The 21074-nt window shown below is 71.0% G+C and carries 24 protein-coding genes; 10 read left to right on the top strand and 14 right to left on the bottom strand.

The window, feature by feature from the left end; genetic code table 11:
• Positions 1–11: 11 nt before the first annotated feature.
• Together ABEA43_RS17240 and ABEA43_RS17235 are read right to left on the bottom strand one after the other, a co-directional pair.
• Positions 12–308: a hypothetical protein gene (locus tag ABEA43_RS17240; protein ID WP_345562912.1), complete on the bottom strand. Its 297-nt coding sequence runs from the start codon at positions 306–308 to the stop codon at positions 12–14.
• A 112-nt stretch (positions 309–420) separates the two neighbouring features.
• The gene (locus ABEA43_RS17235; protein ID WP_345562910.1) at positions 421–1467 is read right to left on the bottom strand and encodes a LacI family DNA-binding transcriptional regulator; all 1047 of its coding nucleotides are present in this window, start codon (positions 1465–1467) and stop codon (positions 421–423) included.
• A gap of 73 nt (positions 1468–1540) precedes the next feature.
• On the opposite strand from ABEA43_RS17235, the gene ABEA43_RS17230 reads away from it, so the two are divergent.
• Positions 1541–1720: a hypothetical protein gene (locus ABEA43_RS17230; protein ID WP_345562908.1), complete on the top strand. Its 180-nt coding sequence runs from the start codon at positions 1541–1543 to the stop codon at positions 1718–1720.
• 55 nt (positions 1721–1775) lie between these two features.
• Complete coding sequence (locus ABEA43_RS17225) at positions 1776–2303, top strand: hypothetical protein (RefSeq protein ID WP_345562906.1); 528 nt, start codon at positions 1776–1778, stop codon at positions 2301–2303.
• A 62-nt stretch (positions 2304–2365) separates the two neighbouring features.
• Here the strand turns inward: ABEA43_RS17225 and ABEA43_RS17220 are convergent, their stop codons facing one another.
• Positions 2366–3211, bottom strand: a complete 846-nt coding sequence (locus ABEA43_RS17220; RefSeq protein WP_345562904.1) for a D-alanyl-D-alanine carboxypeptidase family protein — start codon at positions 3209–3211, stop codon at positions 2366–2368.
• Positions 3212–3320: 109 nt separating this feature from the next.
• Here ABEA43_RS17220 and ABEA43_RS17215 point away from each other — a divergent pair, with 109 nt between their 5' ends.
• Complete coding sequence (locus tag ABEA43_RS17215) at positions 3321–3515, top strand: YegP family protein (RefSeq protein ID WP_345562903.1); 195 nt, start codon at positions 3321–3323, stop codon at positions 3513–3515.
• Here the strand turns inward: ABEA43_RS17215 and ABEA43_RS17210 are convergent.
• Positions 3512–4051 (bottom strand): DedA family protein, encoded by a 540-nt coding sequence (locus tag ABEA43_RS17210; RefSeq protein ID WP_345562902.1) that lies wholly within the window; start codon positions 4049–4051, stop codon positions 3512–3514. The genes ABEA43_RS17215 and ABEA43_RS17210 overlap by 4 nt on opposite strands.
• Positions 4052–4209: 158 nt before the next feature.
• Here ABEA43_RS17210 and ABEA43_RS17205 point away from each other — a divergent pair, with 158 nt between their 5' ends.
• Positions 4210–4737 carry a hypothetical protein gene (locus tag ABEA43_RS17205; RefSeq protein WP_345562900.1) on the top strand — a complete coding sequence of 176 codons (528 nt, stop codon included), beginning with the start codon at positions 4210–4212 and terminating at the stop codon, positions 4735–4737.
• Here the strand turns inward: ABEA43_RS17205 and ABEA43_RS17200 are convergent.
• The 3 genes from ABEA43_RS17200 to ABEA43_RS17190 all read right to left on the bottom strand — a co-directional run bounded on the left by ABEA43_RS17200 (position 4706) and on the right by ABEA43_RS17190 (position 10124).
• A complete protein-coding gene (locus ABEA43_RS17200) occupies positions 4706–8116 on the bottom strand; it encodes an ATP-binding protein (RefSeq protein WP_345562898.1) in 3411 nt (1136 codons plus the stop codon). The genes ABEA43_RS17205 and ABEA43_RS17200 overlap by 32 nt on opposite strands.
• Positions 8117–8197: 81 nt before the next feature.
• Positions 8198–9256 carry a lysylphosphatidylglycerol synthase domain-containing protein gene (locus tag ABEA43_RS17195; protein ID WP_345562896.1) on the bottom strand — a complete coding sequence of 353 codons (1059 nt, stop codon included), beginning with the start codon at positions 9254–9256 and terminating at the stop codon, positions 8198–8200.
• A gap of 49 nt (positions 9257–9305) precedes the next feature.
• Positions 9306–10124, bottom strand: a complete 819-nt coding sequence (locus ABEA43_RS17190) for a PIG-L deacetylase family protein (RefSeq protein ID WP_345562894.1) — start codon at positions 10122–10124, stop codon at positions 9306–9308.
• A 38-nt stretch (positions 10125–10162) separates the two neighbouring features.
• Between ABEA43_RS17190 and ABEA43_RS17185 the strand changes: the two genes are divergently transcribed.
• Positions 10163–11260, top strand: a complete 1098-nt coding sequence (locus ABEA43_RS17185; protein ID WP_345562892.1) for a glycosyltransferase — start codon at positions 10163–10165, stop codon at positions 11258–11260.
• 66 nt (positions 11261–11326) lie between these two features.
• Here ABEA43_RS17185 and ABEA43_RS17180 read toward each other — a convergent pair whose 3' ends face one another.
• The 3 genes from ABEA43_RS17180 to ABEA43_RS17170 all read right to left on the bottom strand — a co-directional run bounded on the left by ABEA43_RS17180 (position 11327) and on the right by ABEA43_RS17170 (position 13932).
• Positions 11327–12802: a DUF2079 domain-containing protein gene (locus ABEA43_RS17180; protein ID WP_345562890.1), complete on the bottom strand. Its 1476-nt coding sequence runs from the start codon at positions 12800–12802 to the stop codon at positions 11327–11329.
• 91 nt (positions 12803–12893) lie between these two features.
• Complete coding sequence (locus tag ABEA43_RS17175) at positions 12894–13268, bottom strand: hypothetical protein (RefSeq protein ID WP_345562888.1); 375 nt, start codon at positions 13266–13268, stop codon at positions 12894–12896.
• A gap of 100 nt (positions 13269–13368) precedes the next feature.
• Positions 13369–13932: a TetR-like C-terminal domain-containing protein gene (locus ABEA43_RS17170; protein WP_345562886.1), complete on the bottom strand. Its 564-nt coding sequence runs from the start codon at positions 13930–13932 to the stop codon at positions 13369–13371.
• Positions 13933–13982: 50 nt separating this feature from the next.
• Here ABEA43_RS17170 and ABEA43_RS17165 point away from each other — a divergent pair, with 50 nt between their 5' ends.
• Positions 13983–15074, top strand: a complete 1092-nt coding sequence (locus tag ABEA43_RS17165; RefSeq protein ID WP_345562884.1) for an FAD-dependent oxidoreductase — start codon at positions 13983–13985, stop codon at positions 15072–15074.
• A gap of 63 nt (positions 15075–15137) precedes the next feature.
• Positions 15138–16250, top strand: a complete 1113-nt coding sequence (locus ABEA43_RS17160; protein ID WP_345562882.1) for an aromatic ring-hydroxylating oxygenase subunit alpha — start codon at positions 15138–15140, stop codon at positions 16248–16250.
• Here ABEA43_RS17160 and ABEA43_RS17155 read toward each other — a convergent pair.
• Positions 16220–16771, bottom strand: a complete 552-nt coding sequence (locus tag ABEA43_RS17155) for a DUF1707 SHOCT-like domain-containing protein (RefSeq protein WP_345562880.1) — start codon at positions 16769–16771, stop codon at positions 16220–16222. The genes ABEA43_RS17160 and ABEA43_RS17155 overlap by 31 nt on opposite strands.
• A gap of 181 nt (positions 16772–16952) precedes the next feature.
• Between ABEA43_RS17155 and ABEA43_RS17150 the strand changes: the two genes are divergently transcribed.
• Positions 16953–17873 carry an anti-sigma factor RsbA family regulatory protein gene (locus tag ABEA43_RS17150; protein WP_345562878.1) on the top strand — a complete coding sequence of 307 codons (921 nt, stop codon included), beginning with the start codon at positions 16953–16955 and terminating at the stop codon, positions 17871–17873.
• A gap of 12 nt (positions 17874–17885) precedes the next feature.
• Here the strand turns inward: ABEA43_RS17150 and ABEA43_RS17145 are convergent, their stop codons facing one another.
• Positions 17886–18860, bottom strand: a complete 975-nt coding sequence (locus tag ABEA43_RS17145; protein ID WP_345562876.1) for an aldo/keto reductase — start codon at positions 18858–18860, stop codon at positions 17886–17888.
• Positions 18857–19207, bottom strand: a complete 351-nt coding sequence (locus ABEA43_RS17140) for a MerR family transcriptional regulator (RefSeq protein ID WP_345562874.1) — start codon at positions 19205–19207, stop codon at positions 18857–18859. Before ABEA43_RS17140 ends, ABEA43_RS17145 begins: the two co-directional genes overlap by 4 nt.
• Before the next feature lie 269 nt (positions 19208–19476).
• Here ABEA43_RS17140 and ABEA43_RS17135 point away from each other — a divergent pair, with 269 nt between their 5' ends.
• Positions 19477–20055 carry a DUF998 domain-containing protein gene (locus ABEA43_RS17135; RefSeq protein WP_425570277.1) on the top strand — a complete coding sequence of 193 codons (579 nt, stop codon included), beginning with the start codon at positions 19477–19479 and terminating at the stop codon, positions 20053–20055.
• Here the strand turns inward: ABEA43_RS17135 and ABEA43_RS17130 are convergent.
• Positions 20016–20381: a hypothetical protein gene (locus ABEA43_RS17130; protein ID WP_345562870.1), complete on the bottom strand. Its 366-nt coding sequence runs from the start codon at positions 20379–20381 to the stop codon at positions 20016–20018. The two genes, ABEA43_RS17135 and ABEA43_RS17130, sit on opposite strands and share 40 nt — an antisense overlap.
• A gap of 102 nt (positions 20382–20483) precedes the next feature.
• Here ABEA43_RS17130 and ABEA43_RS17125 point away from each other — a divergent pair, with 102 nt between their 5' ends.
• The gene (locus tag ABEA43_RS17125) at positions 20484–20942 is read left to right on the top strand and encodes a universal stress protein (RefSeq protein ID WP_345562869.1); all 459 of its coding nucleotides are present in this window, start codon (positions 20484–20486) and stop codon (positions 20940–20942) included.
• The last annotated feature ends 132 nt before the right edge of the window (positions 20943–21074 follow it).

Raw genomic sequence — 21074 nt, 5'->3', positions numbered from 1 at the left:
GCGGGCGGGGCTCAGGGCTGGTCGTTGATGAGCCAGTCGGGATAGTGGTCGATGTCGTGGTTGACCGGCTGCCGGCTGATCGGGATGCTCTCGCCGATGTCCCTGATGTGTTGTTCGAGGATCGGGGCCTGACGTTCGGTCGTGATGAGCGTGAGCTGCCAGGTGGTCATGTCGTGACGTGCGGCCGGCTGCGCCACTTCGGACAGGTCGATCGAGGTCGCCAGGCCCGCTCTGAGGATGCCGTGAGCCAGCTCGGCCGCCTTCTCATGGCCCTCGATCGTCGTGCGGACCTCGATGAATTCCGTCATGAGGTTGTCCTTTGCGAGGGGGATGAGCCTCACACTATCCACGGAAGCGCGCGACGAACGCGGTTCTCGCCGGAAATTGGGCCAGAGGTGGTGATGGTAGTGGAATCGCCGGTCAGGCCGGTGGAGCGGTGGAGTTACGGACGATCAGCTCGTGCGGGAACAGCAGCCGCTCCGGCTCCGCCGCGCCCCCTGACAGCAGGAGGCGGCCCACGGTCTCGCCGATCTCCCGCTTGGCCTGCCTGATCGTGGTGAGCCCTGCCTCCTCGGCCGCGCTGTCGGAGAACCCCACCACCGACAGGTCCGCGGGCACGTCCAAGCCCAGGTCGGCGGCGGCGTCGAGGATGCCCAGCGCGAGCACGTCGGTGTTGGTGAGGATCGCGGTGGGCCGCGGCTCGCGCCCGAGCAGCGCGTGCCCCGCCTTCCGGCCGGCCTCGCGGGAGTTGCGCGCCAGCTCGTAGAACGGCACTCCGCCCCAGTCGAGGCCCGCCTCCTCGCAGGCCCGCTGGTAGCCGCCGCGCCGTGCCCGCATGGCCTCGAACGTGGCGCCCGCCTGCCGCTCCCCGTCGGCCCAGCCGGAGTAGCCGTCATCGTTGAGCCCCACCATGGCCACGCCGACCCGCCGGTGACCGAGCTCCAGCACGTGGCGCGCGGCCGCGGCCCCCGCGGCCGGCTCGTCGGTGCCCACGAACGGATGCCCCGGCACGTACGGCTCGTCCACCACCACGATGGGCAGCTTCCTGGCCAGCACCTCCGCCAGCGCCGGGTGCCCGTCGGGCAGCGACACCACGCAGAACGCGTCCACCACCGCGTCCCTGACCGTCTCGCTGCGCCGGTCGCCGTGCGGCAGCGGCAGGATGAGCAGGCCCACGCCCGCCTCCTCGGCCGCCGTGGCCAGCCCCTGGAAGAAGCCGATCGCGTACGGGTCGGCGAACGCGTACGCCAGCGTCTCGCTGAACAGCAGCCCCAGCGCGCCCGCCCGCCCGAGGCGCAGCGAACGCGCGGTCGGATTGGGCCCCGCGTAGCCGAGTTCGTCGGCCACCTCCAGGATCCGCCGCCGCATCCCGTCGCTGAGCTGGTCGGGCCGGGAGAAGGCGTACGACACGGTGGCCCGTGACACGCCGAGCCTGTCGGCGATCGTCTGCAGCGTGACCTTGGCCATCGTCCAACCGTATCGAACGCCTTGCCCGTACCGTCTTAATTGATTAAGCTCTTAATTGATTAAGGAGGAGTCAATGGATGCCATGCAAGTCCTCGCGCACCAGACCGCGATGGGTTACCGGGAGTCGCCTGCCGAAGCGCTGCCAGGCGCGCCGCGCCGGCCGCACCGGGAGAGGGGCGCCGTCCGGGTGCGCCTCGCGTACTCGCTCAGGTGGACCGCCGACCGCCTCGACCCGGCGTGCCGACCGGCCTGATGCTGCACAATGTGACGCGTCGATTACGTTGAGCAAGGGGAGCAAGGGGCGTCGCATGTACATGGCCTGGATCGTCGCAGCGGTGGTCGCGGCGGGGCCGCCGGTCCATGCAGCCCCGCTGCCGGCCGCCCTGACCTGCGCGGTCGCGACCCCGTCAGGACGTCCGCTGACGTTCGCGCCCGAGGTCGCCCTCATGCCGCGCAACGTCACGGTCCGCGGCAACCTCCAGCTCACCGGCTGCGCTTCCCCCGACGGCTCGGCCACGCCGCTGCGCTCGGGCTGGGTGAGCGTCAAGGCCACCGCGCAGGTCTCGTGCGCCAGCGCGCGTCAGGTGCGCGGCAGCGCCGTCATCACCTGGTTCGGCGCGGACGGCCGCCCGCTCGGCACCTCCAAGCTGCGCATCAGGGCCGACCGCCTGGCCACCCAGCGCCCGGCCGACGCCCTGCTCACCGGCCACGTCACCGCGGGCCCGCTCACGAACGAGCGCGTCCGCGGCGGCATCAGCCCCGCGACGGCACTCCTCGGCTGCGCCACCCGCGGCATGAGCACCCTGCCGGGCAGCGGCCGCATCACCTTCGGCTGACCGCGGGCCGCATCACTTTCGGCTGGCGGTGGTCGCCTCGCCTTCGGCTGACCGCGGCGGGGTCAGCCGAGGGCGATCTGTTCCTCGGCGTAGTCGAGAAGCTGCTCGGCGGTGCTGAAGCGGCGCTCGTTCTGATCGCCGAGCAGCACCCCCACGACCCGCCTGCCGCCGCGTTCCCCGGCGAAGAGCAGGCAGTAGCCCGCCGCCCTGGTGTAGCCGGTCTTCACGCCGAGCACCCCGTCGGCGCGGGTGAGCAGCTTGTTGGAGTTCGTCCAGGTGTGCGCCCGGTGCACCGACGACTTGGCCACCTTGTGCACCTTGCTCTTGACCACGGAGGTGAACGTGCCGCTCGCCAGTGCCCGCTGCGCCAGCTTCACCTGATCGACGGCCGTCGAATAGCCGCCGTTGCCCGGCGCGGGCAGGCCGTCCGGATTGGTGTAGCGGGTGTCGGCCAGGCCGAGCGAGCGCGCGGTGCGGTTCATCTTCGCCACGAAGGCCGTCTTGCCCGGCCCGTAGCGGCGGGCCAGCGCGTTGGCCGCGTCCGCCCCCGACGGCAGCATGAGCCCGTACAGCAGGTCCCTGACCGTCAGGCGCTCGCCCTTCTTCAGCGCCGCCGTGGTGGCGCCGTTGCTGGCCGCGTACTTGACGTCGGCCGCGGTGATCGTGATGGTGTCGCTCAGCTTGGCCTCGCGGAGCACGACGTACGCGGTCATGACCTTGACCAGGCTGGCCACGGGAAGCCGACGCGTCTCACGCTGGCTGAAGTGGATCGTTCCGGTGGAATCGATCAGGTACGCCGACTTGGCCCCCACCGCCGGCGCGTCCGCCGCCCGCGCGGCCGTGGCGGGGGAGGAGACCCCGACAACCAGCGCTAGGACGGCAGAGCCAATGAAACCCCCAATATGCATGGCAAACATGTTGTCAGGAGATCAAGGGTTCGTTTGCCGAACACGGCCATAAGGCACCATCAGATGGGGGTAAATCAATCATAGATCCGATATGGCCGGGGCGGTGGTTATGGCTGGCAGGTTCGTCATCAGCGAGGATGGGCGCGGCGGGTACCGTTTCACGCTCGTCGCGAACAACGGGCAGACGCTCGCGGTGGGCGAGGGGTTCCCGAGCAAGGTCGCCTGCGTGAACGGCATCGAGACCGTACGCAGGAACGCCCCCGAGGCCGCGATCGACGACCAGAGCGGCGGCGGCGCGGGCTAGGAGACCAGGGCCTCGTCGCCGGCCGTGCGCTTCTTGCGCCTGCGCCGCACCACGAGCCACGCGACGGCGGCCACGGCTGCCACGGCCACGACGGCGGCCATGGCGGGCGACTGCGCGGCCAGCTCCAGCCAGCCCCAGATGAGCGCCGTCAGCCCGAACCACCAGATCGGCGCCCAGGTCAGGCAGCCCAGCGCGCTGGCGACGACGTACCAGGGGTAGGACACGCGCAGCGCCCCCGCCACCCACGGCAGCGTGTGCCGCAGCATGGGCACCCAGAAGCACCCGTAGACGGCCAGCGCCCCCCACCGCTCCACCACATGCTCGATCTTGGCGATCCGCTCGCGGCCCAGCTTGACGCCGATGCGGGAGTCGTACAGGCGCTCGCCGAGCTTGCGCCCGACCCAGTAGTAGACCTGGAACGCCCCGAACAGGGCGAGGATCAGGACGGCGCCCACCAGCCAGTAGGGCAGCCCGAACCAGAACGGCTCCGTGGGGGCCGGGACCGCGAACGTCGCATGCCGCATCTGCCGGCCCACCACCCCTCCAAGACCTTAGGTCAGCCTTACCTTAATTCATCGGCGCAAGTCTTTGCCACACGCGCTTGCAAGCCCCCGGGCAAAAGGTGCAACCCGCCGACAACCAGCACTCAACCACCTGGTCCCACTCTATGACTGAGGCAAAAGGGGTGTTGAAGATGTCGACGAGAAGCGCGGCCGTTCTGGCCAGTGGCACCGCGAACGCGGCCAAGATGTTCGTGGCCGCCCTTGCTTTCACCAGCGCGTACGTCGGCTTCTCCGCCTACAGTAACGCCAGCTCGGCCCCCGAGCCGGTGCGCACGGTCACCCTGTCGGCCCGCGAGCTGCCCATCACCGCCCCCGCCCAGGCGAGCACCACCGTCCCCGCCGCGGCCAAGGCCGGCGAGGTCATCGTGAGCATCCTGGCCGGCGGCGAGGCGGGCTGCGCCAAGTCGTACGTGGCCCGCAGCGTGGTCACCGCCCAGAGCCCCGCGCAGACCGTCAGCTACGGCTGGCGGCTGGCCCGCTGGAGCGCCGCCACCAAGACGTGGCGCACCTACATCGTGAACTACGACGGCTTCGCCGGCGGCAGCGAGACCGTCGAGTGGCGGCCCCGGGTGTCGGGTAACCCCGGCTGGTACCGCGTCGAGCTGAGGGTCGGCGACGCCAAGGTCGTCAAGAGCGACCGTTTCCAGGTGAGCTGCTGACCGACTGCTTCGCCGCCTCCACCCAGCGCGGCACGCCGACCCGCTCGGCGACCTCCAGAGCCTTCTTGTAGTGGTCGCGCGCGGCGTCGGGCTGGCCCAGCCGGATGGCGAGGTCGCCGAGCGTCAGCGCCACCGGCCACAGCGCCACCACGCCGGTGCCCGCCCCGGCCACCCGGTCGGCGAACGGCTTGAGCTTGTCGTAGCAGTCGACCATCCGCTCGCGGTCGTCGAGCAGCATCCCGGCCAGCGCCCGCCAGGTCATCACCAGCTCGTAGAGGAAGTCGGGGCGCACCGGCGGCCGGGTGGCGGCCACGGCCTTGGCGTCGTTGAGGTGCCCGGCGGAGGCCAGCGCCAGCGCGTAGGCGTCGAGCGTCCACTTCGAGCCCCGCAGGTGGCGCTCGGCGAGCAGATCGACCGTCTCGGCCGCCCGGCCGTCCACCAGGTGCAGGCAGAACGTGGTGATCAGCGGCAGGTCCTGGCGGCCCTCCAGCATGCCGGCCCGCGCGGTCATCCTGGCCGCGTCGCGGTAGGCCCGCTCGGCGCCGGTGTAGTCGCCGGCGATCATCAGCCGCTGGCCCGCGTACCAGACGACGACCGCGGCGGGCGCCGACAGGTCGTACTGCTTGGCCAGCTGGTCGGCGGCGGTGGCGTGCTCGTCGGCGACCGCGAACTCGCCCCTGGCCGCCGCGCACTCCAGCAGCACCAGGTGGGCCAGCGCCTGCGTGGCCATCTGCCCTGAGCGCTGGGCGACCTCCAGCAGCTCCCTGCCGATGCTCTCGCGGGTGTCGACGGCGGGGATGTCGTAGGACTGGCGCAGCCGCCCGCTCAGCGCCGCCGCGATGAGCGACGGGTCGCCGCTCTGCCTGGCCAGCTCCAGCGCCTCCAGCGACGCCTGGCGGCCCCGCTCGGGTGAGGAGGAGCCCTCCAGCTCCAGCGCCAGCGTCGTCAGCAGGCTCGCCCGCAGCCGCTGCTCGCCCGGCGGCAGCTCCACCAGCGCCCGCTCGGTGACGTCCACGATCTCCCACGCGGTACGGGTGAAGTCGCGCGCCATGCCCTTGTGCGGCACCGCCAGCGACGCCGCCACCTTCGCGGTGATCTCCAGGTCGCCCAGCGGCAGCGCCGCGTCCATGGCCTGGCGGCGCAGCAGCCGGGCCGCGTGCATGTCGCCGCACAGCGCCAGCGCCCTGATCTGGCGCAGCATGAGCCGCAGGCGCTCCTTCGCCCGCTCGGGCGCCTGCGCCGGCCGCCCCTGCTCGTCGCCCTCCCGCCGCGAGCTGCCCCGATCGAAGGCGGCGATGGCCTGCTCATACAGCGTGGCCGCCTCGCGGTGCGCGAAGCGCCGCTCGGCCTGCTCGGCCGCGAGGCCCGCGTAGTGGACCGCCTTCTCCGCCGCGTCGGCCAGGAAGTAGTGGTGGGCCAGCGCCGCCACGTCGGACGGCGTGCGGTCCTCGATGACCGCCGCCACGCGCGCGTGCAGCCTGGTGCGGCGCAGCCTGGAGGCGTCGGAGTAGATCGTGTCGCGCACCAGGTCGTGGTCGAACCGCAGCATCCCCGGGCCCGGCTCGGTCACCAGCCCGGCCAGCAGCGCCGCCTCGACGGCCTCGATCACCTGGTCCTCGTCGACCTCCACGGCGACCAGCACGTCGAGATCGACGTCGCGGCCGATCACGGCGGCCTGCAGCAGGATCTGCTGGGCGCCGGACGGCAGCCGCGAGATGCGCCGCCGCAGCACGTCGCGCACCCCTGAGGGCACCCGCGAGAGCACCTCGGTGGCGCTGGCCCGGTCGGCCGCGCCCTCGGCGTCGAGCAGGCGCACGGTCTCGCGGACGAAGAACGGGTTGCCGCCCGTGCGCTCGACGATCGACTCGACCGCGTCCTCGTCGATCTCGCGTACGCAGGTCGCCCTGACCAGCTCGGCCACGGCCTTCGGATCGAGCCCCGACAGCCCCACCCGGACGGGCCCGAGCCTGGCCAGGGCGGCCAGCACGTCGGCCTGGCGGTCGTCGAGCTCGCTCTCCCTGCACGTCACCACCAGCAGCACCCTGCTGGTCGCCAGCAGGCTCGGCAGCGCGCGCAGCAGGGCGAGCGTCTGGTCGTCGGCCCAGTGGAGGTCTTCGAGGGTGAGCAGCACCGGCGCCCTGCGCGCGACCCCGGCGAGATAGCCGCCGACCGCGCGGTGCAGCCGGAAGCCGCCGGACACCTCGTCCTCGTCGGGATCGGGGGCGGCGTCGTCGAGCATCGGCGCGAGCAGCTGTGAGTATTCGCCGGCGCCGCCCATGCTGATGAGCGTGCGCAGGATCTCCACCCACGCCCAGCCGGGCGGGGTGGCACTGGAGTCGGGGCAGGCGCCGGACGCGGTGATCCAGCCGTCGCCGCCCAGCCGGCCTCCGAGCTGACGCAGCAGCGTGGTCTTGCCCGCGCCCGCGACCCCGGTCACGATCGCGACCTGGAGCCGGCCCGTGCGCGAGGCCGCGGTGGTCAGCCTGGACAGCTCGGCGTCGCGGCCGACGAACGGCTCGGGCTCCAGCGGCGGCGGCTCGACGGGCACGGCCGGCCTGGGCGGCCAGGTGTCGGTGACCGGCGCGGACCTCGGCGGCCGGGGCGTGACGGCCAGCTCGAGCTCGGGCGCCTGGGACAGGATGTCGGACTCCAGCTTGCGCAGCGCGGGCCCGGGGTCGATGCCGAGCTCGTCGGCCAGGATGTTTCGCGCCCTGCGCAGCGCGGCCAGCGCGTCGCCCTGCCGCCCGCAGCGGTAGAGGCCGAGCGCCAGCAGGCGCCAGCCCTCCTCGCGCAGCGTGTGCTCGGTGGTGAGCGCCTCCAGGTCGGGCACGGTCTCGGCGTGCAGGCCGAGCCGCAGGCCCGTGTCGGCGTGCCGCTCGCGCGCCACCAGGCGCAGCTCGGTCAGCCGGTTGACCTCGGCCTCGGCCCACTGCTGGTCGGCGAAGTCGGAATAGGGGGTGCCGCGCCACAGGCCCAGCGCCTTTTCCAGGCGGCCGCGGGCGGACTGCGGATCGCCTTCTTCGAGGTGCTCGCCGGCCGCGCGGACGAGCTGCTCGAACCGGAGCGCGTCGACCTGGTCGCTGGCCACGCGCAGCGCGTAGCCGGAGGCGACCGTCACCAGCAGCCGGTTGGGGCCGCCGCGCGGGCGGCCCGGCTCCAGCACCCGGCGCAGGCGCGAGATGTAGACCTGCAGGCCCGACTGCGCGCCCTTGGCCGCGTCGTCGTCCCACAAGTCGTAAAGGAGCGTGTCAACGGGCACGACCTGCCCTCTGGCCACGAGAAGCCGGGCGAGGACGGCCCGCTGCCGCAACCCGCCGAGGTCGAGTTCGTCGTCGTGTTCGTACGCCTCGACTGGCCCCAGAACTCGGAACGCCACCATGTCAGCCGCCACGCTATGCGGGCCCGTGAATCACGCACAAGGCCCGTGGTTGATTAGCTCGCGATGGGTTTGGGATTGTCACTAGGGGGCCTTCGAGATCGCGGACGGGGACTTTGCTTCGGCGCTCCGGCTGTTGCGTCTGCGCAGCAGCGCCCATGCGCCCAGAGCCAGGCCGCCGAACGGGATCTCGATAGTGTAAGTCCAGAAGCCGAAAAGCAGTGCGGTCGCGGTCGCCGGAGCGAGCGGAACGCCGAACGCGGAGGTGAGCAGGAGCACCACGCCGCTCTCCATGATCCCCGCGCCGCTGGGCGTGATCAGGGCGCTGGTGAGCACGCGGGACAGGGCGAAGACGGCGATCGACTGGGCGAGCCCCGGCCACGCGCCGGTGGCCTGCATGCAGACGGCCATGATCGCCCACTGGAAGCCGAGGAAGAACACCATGCCGAGAGACAGCCGCGGCCACCGCTTCCTGACCACCTCGGCGGTGTCGGCGCGCAGCTTGTGGAAGGCCCCGGAGACGTCGGCCTTGATCCGCAGCAGCCGGGTGAGGCCGCCGAGCGCCCGGCCGAGCACGTCGGCGACGCGGTCCCAATAGAGGGCGGCGGCCACGATCACGCAGAGCGCCAGGATCGAGATCGCGCCCGTCCAGCCCGCGGCGGCGATCGTCGCGTTGGGCGCCTCGCCCGCCATCAGCAGGCCGATGATCCCGATCGCCGGGAGGATGAATCTGAACAGTGTGTTCCAGATGCCGCTGACCAGCGTCATGACCACGATCGGGCGGTTGGCGAAGCCCCAGCCCTTGGTCAGCGCGAACGACAGCGCCACCCCGACCGCGCCGCCGAAGGGCAGCAGGTTGCTGACCGCGCTGCCCGCCGCGTTGAGCGTCAGGGCCTGCAGATGGGTCAGGCCGGGCATGGATCCGGTCAGCACGAACGTGTAGGCCAGCAGGCTCAGCAGCCACACGGCGGTCATCAGCGCGATCTCGCCCGCGCCCAGCGCGCCGAACACCGCGCCGATCTGGGCCCAGGAGACGTCCTTGTCGGTGAGGGTGCGGACGATCTGCGGCAGGTAGATCACGAGCAGCACGGCGAGCCCGAGCGACAGCACGGACAAGGTGATCTGGAGCCACTTGTTCTTCATCGGGGTCCAGTCTGACGGGTGGGCGAGGGAGCCGCGTCAACCCTAGGTCCTACTTCGGCCACCGGTCGAAGGGATGCGTGAGCCGGGTGCCCGGCGGGAGGTCGCGGCGGACGTACCACTCGGTGCCGAAGACGAAGCGGTAGAGAGGGCGGGGGACCTTCAGCATGACGGCGAGCGTGCGGTCGCTGTCGCCGCCGCTGGCCTGGGAGGCGTGCGCGGCCATGGAGGCCCGCTTCTGTTTCGTATATTTCCGGACATTGACCCAGTGGGTGATCGTCTCGCTCGACGAGTACGCGCTCTCGAACGTCCGTACGTCGAACTCCGGCGGAAACCGATAGAACCTGCCCGCCAGCTTCAGCAACCTGACCAGAGGATCGCGGTTGACCGTCGCCTCCAGGACGATCTCCGTGCCGGCGATCTTCGCCGCCCGCTTGCCCACCCGGTGCACCTGGACGTGATCGGGATGACCGTAGCCGCCGGCCGGGTCGTAGATCGCCAGGAGGTCGGCCTGCTCCTCCTGGAGGATCGCGGCCAGCGCCTTGGCCGCCGCCTCGGTGTCGGCGTCGATGAAGGCGTTGTCGGGCCGCTCGTCGGCGACGCCGCCCTTGGGGCTCAGCCCGGAGTCGCCGTAGCCGAGGCACTCCACGCGGGCGCAGCCGAGCAGCGCGGCCGACTCGTAGAGCTCCTTGAGCCTGGTCTCGCCGAGCGCGTCACCTGGAGCCATCTCGGCCAGGCCCCGCTCGCCCGCGGTGGCCACCACGAGCACCACACGGTGCCCCTCGGCCGCGAGCATCGCCATGGTGCCCGCCGTCAGCAGGGCCTCGTCGTCGGGATGGGCGTGGAAGAACACAGCGGTACGTGGAGGCACACGCCCAGATTAGTCTGGGAGGGGTGCGGATCTTTCACGTGAGTGACTGTTACCTGCCGCGACTCGGGGGGATCGAGGTCCAGGTGGCCGACCTCGTGCGGACGCAGCGGGAGGCCGGCCACGAGGTGTCGGTGGCCACAGCGACCAGGGGCGAGCCGCTGCCAGGCGTGCACAGGATCGTCGCCAGGATGCCGTTCGACCTGCCCGTGCACCCGTTCGGAGTGGGACACCTCACGCGCCGGATCACCTCCATGCGCCCTGACGTGGTGCACGTCCACACGGGGGCGGTCTCGCCGTTCGCCTGGATGGGCGTGCGCGCGGCGGCGCGGGCGGGCTTTCCCTGCGTGGTGACCGTGCACAGCATGTGGGACCCGGTCACGCGGGGGCTCTATCGGCTGCTGCGGCTGGCGTACGGGTGGCAGGACTGGAAGCTGGTGGCCACCACGGTCAGCAACGCCGCCGCGGCCCCCATCCGTGCCGTGGCCGGGCCGGAGGTGCCCGTGCGCGTGGTCTCCAACGGCCTGGACCTGTCGGGCTGGGCGCCGCCGCCCGGCCCGCCCGCGCGGCACGAGGAGGTGCACGTCGTCTCCGTGGGGCGGCTGGCTCCGCGCAAACAGCCCGTACGGCTGCTGAAGCTGCTCCAGGCGGCCCGCGCGCACGTGCCCGCCCGGATCCCCATCCGCGCCACGATCGTCGGCGACGGTCCCGCTCGCGGGCAGATGGAGCGATTCCTCGACAAGCACGGCATGGCCGGCTGGGTCTCGCTGCCCGGCCGCTACTCCAGGGAGCAGATCGCCAAGGTCTTGGAGTCGGCCGACGTCTTCGTGGCGCCCGCGCCGCGGGAGTCGTTCGGCATCGCGGCCCTGGAGGCGCGGGCCGCCGGGCTGCCCGTGGTGGCCAGGGCGCAGAGCGGGGTCGCCGACTTCGTCGCGCACGGCACCGAGGGGCTGCTCGGCCGTACGCTCGGCGACCTGGCCCGCGCGGTGGCCCGGCTGTGCGCGGACGCGGGGCTGCGCGAGTCGATCGCCGCGCACAACCGGGCGACGCCGCCCGCCGCGGGCTCGTGGCCGACGGTGCTCGACGGCTTCGACCGGGCCTACGAGCAGGCCAGGGCCCAGCGGTCGGCGGGCAAATGACCGAAAGGCGGTCTGCGGGCAAATGACCGAAAGGCGGGCCTGACGTCCCCCTGCCCCTTACGGCGCTCAGGTCTTGCGCAGTACGACATATCCGTCGTGCTCGAACACCTTCACGTACCCCTGCCCCTGAAGCTTGTTCACCTCGGCCAGCTGATCCTCCGGCGAGCCGAACGGGAACTCCCACCGCGCCGTGTCGGCCACCACCCACGGCGCGCCCTTCGACTCCGCGGTCCACAGCAGGACCGTGGCCTTGGCGGTGAGCGCGGGCCCGACCGAGTTGGCGGCCTCGACGGTCACCCCCGCCGGGACCCTGCGCACCGCCTCCGCCGCCGCGACCGCCTTGGGCTCCTCGTAGAAGGCGGGATGGTAGAGCTGGTCCAGCGCGAACCTGGGCACCAGCGTGAGCGCGACCACGCAGGCCGCCGCCGACCAGGCCAGCTTGAGCCCGGCGTCCTCCGGGCGCTTGAGCAGGCGCAGCAGCCTGGCCAGCCCGTCCACGCCGGCGCACAGCAGGATCACCACGGTGAACGCGCTGTACTGGAAGTCGGCCTGCCACCACTGGGCGCGGTCGGACAGCATGCGTTCGAGCACGTGCGGCAGCGCCACCAGCGACAGCGGCGAGAGCAGGCACAGCAGCAACGTCGGCCACGCCATCAGGAACAGCGTGTCGACCTTGGCCTCCTCGCTGAACGGCAGCAGCACGGCGGCGATCGGATCGCGCACCAGCGCCATGACCGCGCCCGGGATGTCGGGCCCGAGATGGTGGTAGGCCCAGAAGTCCTTGGAGTCGCCGCCGAAGAACGTGATCAGCAGCCCTCGCACGAGCAGCACGCCGCCGAGGCCGAAGGCCACGCTGAGCACGCCGCGCAGCCGGTCGCCCAGGACGAACAGGCACAGCCCCGCGCCGATCACCATGAGCCCCATGTCCTCCTTGACCAGGAGGAGCGCGAGCATCGCGAGGGCCGCGGGGAAGACCCGCCCCGCGTGATAGCGCTCGATCATGATCGCGGTGAGCAGCGGGACGAACATGACCTCGTGCGCGTCGAACGCGGCGGCCTGCGCGACGGGCCAGGCCAGCGCGTACGCCACGCAGACCAGGTAGGCGGGCGCGACGCCCAGCACACGCCTGGTGAACAGCCAGATGAAGGGGATCGCGGCGGCGAGCAGCAGCGCCTGCGCGACGATCAGCGTCTCGGGGCCGTCGTGCAACCAGTAGAACGGCGCGAGCAGCGCGTAGATGGGCGAGAAGTGGTCGGCGAGCTGGACGTAGTCCATGCCGCGCCCGTGGAACATGCCCAGCACGGGGATGTACGGCGGCCGCAGGGCCGCGTAGTTGCGCACCGCCTGGTCCACGATCACCAGATCGAACGTGGTGGCGCGGAAGGTGGCCAGCTTGACCAGGCCGAGCACCCCGTAGGCCACCGCGGCGAGCAGCGCGATCGCGCCCACTCGCGCGCGGTGGCCGAGAAGAGCAAGCCTCCAGAAGGAAGGGGAGGCGGCGGCGCTCGCCCCCGGTCGCGCCGCGAGAGTGTCACCGGTCACGGGCAGCAAGACTAGAACGATTCCGCCCGAACGTGACGCGGCCGCCGCGCCTGCCTGCCCCCCACAGGAGGAGCGACGACCGCGAGCCTCATCAGGTGCAGGCGGAGGTGATCTTGGTGCTGAAGCCGTTCATCTTGCCGGTGAACTCGGACACCCCGGCCAGGTCGCCCTTCTCCATGGTCTCGAATCCGGAGGCCAGGTCGTTCAGGGCGGCGGCGACCTCGCCGTCGTACTTGCCCGCGAGCTCCTTGGTCTTGTCCGCGGCGGTCTTGGAGGCCGTCCCGATGGCCTTGGTGTCCGCGGCGTTCTTGGTGACCTCCGAGCTCCAGTCAGTCATGATCTTGGTCGCCTCGTTGGCGGCACTGTTGCAGTCAACGGCCTGGCCCAGGGCACCGCAGGCGGTGGTGAGGACGGCAAGAGTAAGCGTCGCGGCCGCGACGGCCAGGCGACGACGAGGGGGTGTCATTTTCCGTGCCCTTCGTTGGTACTTCGTAGGTTTAGCGAACGAAGGGAACAGTATGGACCAGGACTTGACCGTTGCTTGCACCCCAGTAACACCATTGGTATCAAGCCGGTGTAAAGCCATGCAGAAGTACCTGGACAATTCCCTCCGGATCGGGCATCGGAAGATCCAGGAGCCCCCGGTACGCGGTCAGCCCCGTGAACATGTCGGTGAGCAGCCACAGATCCGCGTTCGGCGCCAGCTCGCCGCGTTCGATCGCGCGTTCGTAGACCACCCATGACTGCTCCATCCTGGTCCGCATGCCGGTCCTGAGGATCTCGGCGACCGCGGGGTCCCGGCCGGCCTCGCCGTACACCTGCTTGGCCATGCGGGCCACGCCGGGAAGCCGCCAGAGGGCGAGCGTGTCGGCGACGACGACGCGCAGGTCGCCTTCGAGCGAGCCGGTGTCGGGGATGGCGACGTGCGTGTTCATGAAGCCGGCGATGGTTTCGAGAAGCATGTCGCGCTTGGTGGCATAACGGCGGAACACGCTCGCCCTGCCCACGCCCGCCGCCGCGGCGACGTCGTCCATGGTGAAGTCGAGCCCGTGGGAGAGCACCAGCTCGGTCGCGGCCTGCCGGATGCGGTGGTCGACCGTGGGATCTGGCTTGCGGCCGCGCGCAGACATTATGATACTCCTAGTATCTGATATCGCGAGTCTCTTAAATAGGGGTCGTTATGAGGGTAATCATCGTCGGTGCCGGCGTCGCGGGGCTCGCCCTGGCGCGCGGCCTGCTGCTCGCGGGTCACGACGCGGAGGTGTACGAGGAGGCGCCCGAGCTGCGTACGGCGGGCGGCTCCGTCTCGCTCTGGCCAGGCAGTACGGGCATCCTCGAAGAGCTCAAGGCGGACTACACCGGGATCGGGCGGCGGCTGGAGACCCTGGAGTCGTGGGCCGGCGACGGGCGGCGGCTGCTCACCATGGACCTGACCGTGGCCGAGCGCCGCTACGGTCACCCGGTCGTGCACCTGGCCCGCAGTGAGCTGGTCGAGCTGCTGGCCGAAGGCGTGCCGGTGACCTTCGGCGCGCGGGTGGAGCACGTGGCCCCCGAGCGGGCCGAGGCGCGGCTGGCCGACGGCCGCACGGTGCGCGGCGACGTGCTGGTGGGCGCCGACGGCCGTCGTTCCGTGGTGCGGGAGGCGCTGTGGGGCCCCGACCGCGCGACGCTGAGCAGCTGGGTCACCTGGCAGGGGTTCACCACCATGCCCACCGCGCTGACGGAGGCGAACAGGGCGGTGATGATCGCCGGCGGGCGGGGGCTGTGCGGGCTGATCCCGGCGGGCCGGGGGCGGCTGCTGTGGTGGTTCGACGTCAGGTCGGCGCCGGGCCAGCCGCTCTGGGCCGGCGACCCGCGCGTGGTCGAGGGGTTGCGCGAGCGCTTCGGCGGCTGGGTGGAGCCGGTGCCCGGCATCCTGGACACGATCACGGACATCGACTTCTTCCCGCACCACCGGCAGGCGATCCCCGCCGTCTGGGGCAAGGGCCCGACCACGCTGGCCGGCGACTCCGCGCACACCATGCCGCCCACCATGGCCCAGGGCGCCAACCAGGCGCTGGAGGACGCCTGGCTGCTGACGCGGTCGATCGGGGACCTGCGCGCGTACGAGCGGGCCAGGTCGAAGGTGGCGCGCAGGCCCGCCAGGCTCGCGGCGACGGAGATGACCGACATGCAGCGCCCGCTCGCCGGGCTGGTCCCCGACAGGCTCGTGACCGCCTGGTACACGGCGTTTCTGCGCAGGGCCAGCAACTACCTCTTGACAGTGTCCTGAGGACCGCCTGACGATGTCGCATATAGGGCAACTCGGTGCGTAATACGCAACAAGGGGTGTCGGTTGACCACATCGTCGAGCTTGATCTCCACGCTTCCCGGCCGCTCCTACACCGACCCTGAGGTGTTCGCGGAGGAGCAGGCCAAGATCTTCGAAACCCTCTGGTTCTGCGCGGTCAGGGCCGAGGATCTGCCGAAGCCGGGCGCGTTCAAGACGGTGCAGGCCGGCAGGGAGAGCGTGCTCGTCGTCCGCGGCCGCGACGACCGGCTGCGCGCCTTCCTCAACGTCTGCAGGCACCGCGGCGCCCAACTCTGCGTGGAGGCCCAGGGCGAGGTCAAACGGACGATCAGGTGCGCCTATCACGCCTGGTCCTACGACCTCGACGGCCGGCTCGCCGCGGCTCCCAACCTGGCCAAGATGCCGGACATCGACCGCGTCGAGTACGGCCTGGTCCCCGTCCACCTGCGTGAATGGCTCGGGTACGCGTGGGTGTGCCTGGCCGCGGAGCCGCCGTCGTTCGAGGAGACGGTGACGTCCGCGGCCACGGAACGGCTCGGCGACCCCGCCGCCATCGAGCGCTACCACGTGGACAAGCTCGCGCTCGGCCGCAGGATCGTCTACGACGTCCGGGCCAACTGGAAGCTCATCGTCGAGAACTTCATGGAGTGCTACCACTGCGCCACCATCCACCCCGAGCTGACCGCGGTCCTGCCGGAGTTCGCCGGCGGCTACGCGGCCCAGTACTACGTGGGCCACGGCGCGGAGTTCGCCGACCGGGCCGAGGGGTTCACCGTGGACGGCAGCAGGGGGTTCGGCAAGTTACCCGACGTGTCACAGGACCAGGACCGGCGCTACTACGCGATCACCGTCAAACCGCAGGTGTTCGTCAACCTGGTGCCCGACCACGTGATCATGCACAGGATGTACCCCATGGCCGCCGACAGGACGGTCGTCGAGTGCGACTGGCTCTACCACCCCGACGTGATCGCCTCAGGGGCCGACCTGTCGTTGTCGGTCGAGCTGTTCCACCGGGTCAACGAGCAGGACTTCGACGCCTGCGAGCGGACGCAGCCCGGCATGTCGTCACGGGCGTACCGGGACGGAGGGGTGCTCGTGCCCAGCGAGCACCACATCTCGCTCTTCCATCAGTGGGTGAACCAGCGCTTACGCGGATAGCGGAGACTCAGCCCGCCGTACTTGGCGCGGCCGCTGACCACCACGTAGACGGCGCCAGGACGTGGCCTGCCCGGCACGTCCGAGGTCGAGGTCTGCCCCCAGTCGCTCTGGAACGCGTCCACGTTCGCCACCCCGCCCTCCGGCAGGATGATCTTGGCGGAGCCGTAGGTGAGGTCGAGCTCGATGTCCACGACCGGATGGGTGACGACGGCCTCCGACAGGTCCAGCTCGACGCTGCCGTATTTGGAGCTCACCCGAAGACGGCGCGGGACCGCCCAGTCGCCGGCCCGCTTGAGGTGGCCGTTCTTCGACTCCAGGGTGACCACGTCGTTGACGGGCTGCTCGACGGGCAGGTCGGTGATCAGGCCGAGCAAGTCGCCATAGGTCTTCGCGGTCAGGGCGATCTCGAGCCGGTCCTCCAGCTCGATCTGGGTGAGACGGCCTTCGGTGAATGCGTGCTGAAGCTGCTGCGCAGTGCGCTCCCGGTCCTCGTCGGAGACCCTCATCTGCAATTCCGACATGTCCCGAGCATAGGTCGGCCGGGCTCAGAACGGGAGGGACCGGCCTGAAGGGGTGCGAAGGTCAAGGGGCGGGGGGGTGGGCCTGGGTCTGGGACGCTGAATGACCTGGACTCTCTTCACACCGTAATAGGTACCCAACTGATTGCCATGGATTCATCATCCTTAGGTAGCGTGAGGACTGATGTTGGCAGAACCTTTCGTGCATCCGGCGCTCTTCTACCAGGGAGAGCGGGAATACGTGGGTGCCACCACCGCCTTCCTACGCGAAGGTCTGGCCGCCGGCGAGCCGGTCGCGGTCGCGGTCCCGCCCGCGAATCTGGCCCTGATCGCGGCGGAGCTGGGCGCCGACGCGGACGCGGTGCTCATGCTCGACATGACGCGGGCGGGGCGCAATCCAGGGCGGATCATCCCGGGCGTGCTGCGCGAGTTCGCCGACCTGCATCGCGGCCGGCACGTGCGGATCATCGGCGAGCCGATCTGGCCGGGGCGCACCGCGACGGAATATCCGGCCTGCGCCCAGCACGAGGCGCTGATCAACCTGGCGTTCGCGGGCCGGCACGTCACGATCCTGTGCCCGTACGACGCCGTGGCCCTGGACCCGCACGTCCTCGCCGAGGCCGCCCGCACCCATCCCGTGCTCAGGGACGCCACCGCCGAGTGGCCCAGCGCCGACTACGCGCCCGAGCTGGTGATCGACGGCCACAACCGGCCGCTGGACGAGCCGCACGAGCCCGTCTCGCTGTATTTCGACCGCACCAACCTGTCGGCGGTGCGGTTCCTGGCCGCCCGGCGGGCCGCCGAGCTGGGCTTCGGCGACGAAAGGATCGACGACATCCGCCTGGCGGTGGCCGAGCTGGGCGCCAACAGCCTCGACCACGGGGGCGGCTCGGGCACGTTCCGGGTGTGGGCCGCGGACGGGCGGCTGGTGTGCGAGGTCAGCGACGCGGGTCACATCCTCGACCCGCTGGTCGGCCGCAACCCGGTGGACCCGCGCACCGCGGGCTCGCGCGGGCTGCTGATCGTCAACCTGCTCGGCGACCTCGTACGCGTCCACACCCGGGCCGGCGCGACCTCGATCCGCGTCTACTTCGACGCCCCCTGAGGCCGGCCGATCTCAGCGCTCGATCTCCGACATGCTGGGGTAGCGCGTGCCGCGCACCGCGTCCGCGGGCACGGCCGCGACCAGGGCGTCGAGCTGCTCGGCGGTCAGCGTGATCTCGGCGGCGGCCACGTTCTCCTCCAGATACTTCAGCCGCTTCGTACCGGGGATCGGCACGACGTCGTCGCCCTGCGCGAGCACCCAGGCCAGCGAGAGCTGCGCCGCGGTGGCGCCGGCCGCCTCGGCGATCTTGTGCACCTCGGCCGCCAGGCGCGCGTTGTGCTCGGCGTTCTCGCCCGTGTTGCGCGGCATCCACTTGCGGAAGTCGTCGTCGGGCAGCTGGTCGGCGGGCGGCAACGTGCCGGCCAGGAAGCCGCGGCTGATCGGCGAGTACGCCACCAGCGCGACGCCCAGCTCCCTGGCCGCGGGCAGGATCTCCGCCTCGATGCCCCTGGTGAAGAGGGAGTATTCGCTCTGCAGGGCGGCGATCGGATGGACGGAGGCCGCCGCGCGCAGCGTCTTCGCGCTCACCTCCGACAGGCCGAGGTGGCGCACCTTGCCCTGCCGGACCAGCTCGGCCATGGCGCCGACGGACTCCTCGATCGGGACGTCCGGGTTGCGGCGGTGCATGTAGTAGAGGTCGATGTGGTCGAGGCCGAGGCGCCGCAACGAGGCGTCGCAGGCCGCCCTGATGTACTCGGGGCTGTTCTCGACCGACCTGCCGGTGCCCTCCCGCTTGATGCCGAACTTGGTGGCCAGCACCACCTCGTCGCGCCGGTCCTTGATGGCGCGGCCGACCAGCTCCTCGTTGGCGCCCTTGCCATAGGTGTCGGCGGTGTCCAGGAAGTTCACGCCGAGGTCGAGCGCGCGGTGGACGACCGCGATCGACTCCTTCTCGTCGCCCTGGCCGTAGAACTCCGACATGCCCATGCAGCCGAGGCCGAGCGCGGAGACCTGCGGGCCGCCGGTTCCGAGTGTGCGCTTGTTCATGCCTGCCCCCTGTAACGGTCGATCTTGTAGTCCAGCACCTTCAGGTCCTGGGTGAGCTCGGCGATCCTGGACCTGACGCGCTCCCGGTGCAGCTCCAGCATCACCCGGCGGGCGTCGGCGGTGTCCGGGCCCATCCGCCGCAGCTCCGCGTAGCGGCACATGTCGGCGATCGGCATCCCGGTCGTGCGCAGCTTGGTCAGGAACTCCAGCCACTGGAGGTCGCCCTCCACGTAGTCGCGGTGCCCGCTGCCGTCGCGGCCGACCGAGTGGATGAGCCCGATGCGCTCGTAGTAGCGCAGCGTGTGAGCGCTCAATCCCGACCGCTGCGCAGCCTCCTGGATCGTCATGTATCCAGACTCACCCTTCGAGTGCGCTCTAAGTCAAATCCGAGGGCGGGTTCCCGTACCCACCCTGAGGGGGCAGGCCCTACCCAGGGTCACATCCGCGCAGGTCGGGCGCGGTTCTCAGGGGAGCACCCGACCAAGGTATTAGGGGATGCTTCAGGGCCTGTTGGGGACGATCCTCGATACTCCGGAACGCCGCTTTCCACGAGCTTTAAGCCATGAAGGGTTTGCTTGTCAGTGGATTTGCGGCTATCGGCACCGGGACCGGCGCCATGCTCACCTTGCACGCGGAGGCGGGCCTCGACCCGATGCACAGCGTGATCAGCGAGTACGCCTTCCAGGCGACCGGCTGGCTGCTGCCCGCGTCGCTGACGCTGTTCGCGGCCGGCTCCGCGTTGATCGCGGAGGCGCTGCGCCGGGCCGGGATGAGCCGCTGGATCGTGGTGCTGCTGCTGGCGTGGGGGACGAGCATGTTCCTGATCGGCGCCTTTCCCACTGACCGGCCCGGTGTGCCGCTCTCCCTGTCGGGGGGCATCCACCGGTACGCCGCCTTCGCGGCTTTCCTGATGATGCCCGTGGCCGGGCTGCTGCTGGCCCAGGCCAAGATCCGGTACGCCAAGGCGGTGCGGATCCTCAGCGCGCTGGCGCTCGGCGCGCTGCTGATGGTCGTGGTGCCGTACGTGGTGCGGATGTTCGGCATCCCGCTGAGCAACGACGACATCCCGGCCGGGCTGACCCAGCGGGTCGTGGTGGTCACGGAGCTGGGCGTGCTGGCGCTGGCCGGGTTGTCGATGCTCAATCCGCTGGCCGCTCAGCGCTCCCAGGGCGGGGTCTCGCCCGTCTTGGCGTAGTACTTCGCCAGGTGCCGCTTGACCGGCTCGACGTCCTCCTTGGGAATGTCGATCCCGCCGCGGGCGCCGTCCATGATCCCGGCGGCGGCGATCACCGCCCGTGGCACCGCCTTCAGCTCTCCGCCCACGACGTCGGCGAACGGCAGCTTGTACGCGCCGAACTCGTCGGCGTTGTCGGCGTCGTACCAGATGTGGGCTTCTCGGTATTTCGCGTTGGGTTTGTCCTCGGCGTCTGCCCACTTGCGTACCCGCTTGTCCGCCGCGGCGGCGTCCCACTCGCGGTCGCGGTCGGCAAGGGGGAGGTCCTGAAATCGCGTAACGGTCATATCGGGCGGCTACCCCTGACGCAGGCGTGAAACGGGTTGATCGGGAAAGAAGGAGAGCCCGGCGCCTTGTGACGCGCGCCTGTTCGAATGGGAGTGGCTGGAATGACGATCTTGATTGCGTACGACGGTTCTGATGACGCCAAGGCCGCGATCGCCTTCGCCGGTGGGCTCTTCAGGGGGCAGCCGGCCGTGGTGCTGACCGTGTGGGAGCGGCTGGCGATGACCTCGGCCAGGGCGTCCGCCGGGCTGATGATGACGATCGACCAGTCCGGGATGGAGGACGAGGCGATCGGGCAGGCGATGAGCGAGCTGGCCCAGCGCGGGGCGGACCTGGCGCGGGAGGCGGGGCTGGACGCCGTGCCCCGGTGCGACGTGGACTCGGTGGCCGTGTGGTCGACGATCGTGGACGTGGCGGACGAGCTCGACGCCACGCTCATCGTGACGGGGACGCGGGGGCTGGGCGGGGTGCGGTCGCTGCTGCTCGGCAGCACGTCGGACCGGGTGCTGCACCACGCGCACCGGCCGGTGCTGGTGGTGCCGGGCCCACAGCCGACCACCTGACCGCAGTCGTCCGCGTGACCGCAGTCGTCCGCGTGACCGTCGCCGTCCACCTGGCCCCACCGCTCCACCTGGTCCTACCGCTCTACCTGCCCCCACCGGTCCGTCCGGCCCCGCGCTGGATGTGTCGGTGGG

Origin of the sequence: Nonomuraea rosea (genome assembly GCF_039539705.1) — a bacterium.
Classification (GTDB): domain Bacteria; phylum Actinomycetota; class Actinomycetes; order Streptosporangiales; family Streptosporangiaceae; genus Nonomuraea; species Nonomuraea rosea.
The sequence above is the reverse complement of the archived record's forward strand: the minus strand, read 5'-3'. Positions and strand labels throughout refer to the sequence as shown.